Genomic DNA, 1,821 nt, shown 5'->3' on the forward strand with positions numbered 1-1,821 from the left:
TGTCCGTTGAAAAGCTGAACGTGCGCTTTCGGCAGGACGGCCGCATCGTCCATGCGGTGCCGCCGCGTCACCGGCCTGCTGGGTGGCCTCGGCCGCCGCATTCGCAGCTTCCGCCGCCGCACGCGCCGCATCCTCACCCGCACCTTCCACCGCATCCGCGGCAGCTTCGGTCGCGGTCGCGGCTTCGGTCGCGGCCGTCTGGGCTGCGGTCTGCGCCGCCTCCGTCGCGGTCTCCGCAGCTTTCTCGGCTTCACCCGGGGCCTGCTGACCGAAGAAATAGTAGCCCGCAGCAGCAGCCGCGACGACCACACCGCCAATGATGACCTTGCTGTTCATAGTCGTGTCCCTTCCTGTGGCACCGAAATCTGGCACTCCCGTCCCAGATGGGGGTTTGGCGCCGCAATTTGAAGGGGAAATTGCCGTATCCTGCACCAGCGACCGCGACGATCCCTCCGATCCGTCGAATCCGGTTGAACTGGCCGGGGCGCGAGACTATTTTGCGCCCATAATTCCAATGGCAGAAGGACCGAAGCCATAGCCCGCAGACCCCACAACGCCCCGCCGCAACGCGATACGGGCCCCCGTGTGAACGACCGCATCCGCGCGCCGGAAATCCGCCTCATCGGCGCAGACGGCGAAAACGTCGGCGTCGTGACGCCCGCCCGCGCCCTCGCCATGGCGGAAGAGGCCGGGCTTGATCTGGTCGAGATTTCGCCCAACGCGGAACCCCCGGTCTGCAAGATCATGGACTTCGGCAAGTTCAAATACGAACAGCAGAAGCGTGAGGCCGAGGCCCGCAAGAAGCAGAAGATCATCGAGATCAAGGAAATCAAGTTCCGTCCCGGCACGGACGACCATGATTACAACGTCAAGATGAAAGCGGTGCTGAAGTTCCTTGGCGAAGGCGACAAGGTGAAAATCACCCTGCGCTTCCGTGGCCGCGAAATGGCCCACCAGGAACTTGGCCTTGAACTGCTGAACCGCGTCGCCGCCGATGTGGTGGAGGCCGGCAAGGTCGAATCCATGCCCAAGCTGGAAGGCCGTCAGATGGTCATGATGATCGCGCCCAAGTAAGCGGGACTGACCGGCAGAAGAAACAGCGGGGGCCTTCCGGCCCCCGTTTTGCTGTCAGCGCACCCGGTTTACTCCGGCGGCGCCTCGCGCAGGCGGCCCCGAGCGGCGATTTCCTTCAGAAGACCGCCGACGCCCATCCGGGCAATGTCAGCCGCCCCGACCGGCAAGCCGCAGATCACCCGTTCCAGCACCCAGTCCGCCCCGTTCAGCGCGGGCGAACGGGCACAGCCCGGCAGGCCGATCACCGGGCGGCCATGAAGCGCGCCAATGAACAACAGGTTTCCCGGATCGACCGGCATGCCATACCGCTCAAGCCGCCCGCCCGCCGCCACCAGCGCGGCGGGGGCGACATCGGCGGGGTCAGATGTGGCCGAGGCGGTCAGGATGAACAGGATCTCCGCATCCGTTTCCGCCAGCGCGTCGGTCAATGCCCCGGCCAGAGGCGCGGTCCGGTGCGGGACGATGCAACGCGGTGCCAGTGCCACACCCAGCCGCCGAAGCCGCAGCGCCAGCGCCTCGCGCCCCTTGGGGGCTGGCGGCTCTGCGCCGGGCAGCGCCGTCTCGATCAGCGCCGCCCGTGTCAGCACGGGGGGGACCAGCCGCAAGGCCCCGGCTGCATGGGCACAGGCCGCCTCCAGCGCGGCTTCGGGCACGGCGTAAGAGATGATCTTGACCGTCGCGACCATGCTGCGCGGCTCTGCCCGCGCCAGATCGGGCAGTGTGGCCAGCGTGATCATCGGATGCACC

Annotated in this window: 3 protein-coding genes; 1 reads left to right on the forward strand and 2 read right to left on the reverse strand. The window is 67.0% G+C overall.

The window, feature by feature from the left end; all coding sequences use genetic code 11:
* Positions 1-336, reverse strand: a 336-nt coding sequence (locus tag AO684_RS00015) for a hypothetical protein (RefSeq protein ID WP_200907775.1), incomplete at its 3' end; no start/stop codon positions are given.
* 198 nt (positions 337-534) lie between these two features.
* On the opposite strand from AO684_RS00015, the gene infC reads away from it, so the two are divergent.
* The gene (gene infC, locus AO684_RS00020) at positions 535-1,074 is read left to right on the forward strand and encodes a translation initiation factor IF-3 (protein WP_054300698.1); all 540 of its coding nucleotides are present in this window, start codon (positions 535-537) and stop codon (positions 1,072-1,074) included.
* A gap of 68 nt (positions 1,075-1,142) precedes the next feature.
* On the opposite strand, the gene AO684_RS21690 is transcribed toward infC, so the two are convergent.
* Positions 1,143-1,821, reverse strand: a 679-nt coding sequence (locus AO684_RS21690; RefSeq protein ID WP_161805969.1) for a molybdopterin biosynthesis protein, incomplete at its 5' end; no start/stop codon positions are given.

The sequence above is a fragment of the Gemmobacter sp. LW-1 genome (assembly GCF_001303875.1).
Taxonomy (GTDB): domain Bacteria; phylum Pseudomonadota; class Alphaproteobacteria; order Rhodobacterales; family Rhodobacteraceae; genus Gemmobacter; species Gemmobacter caeni.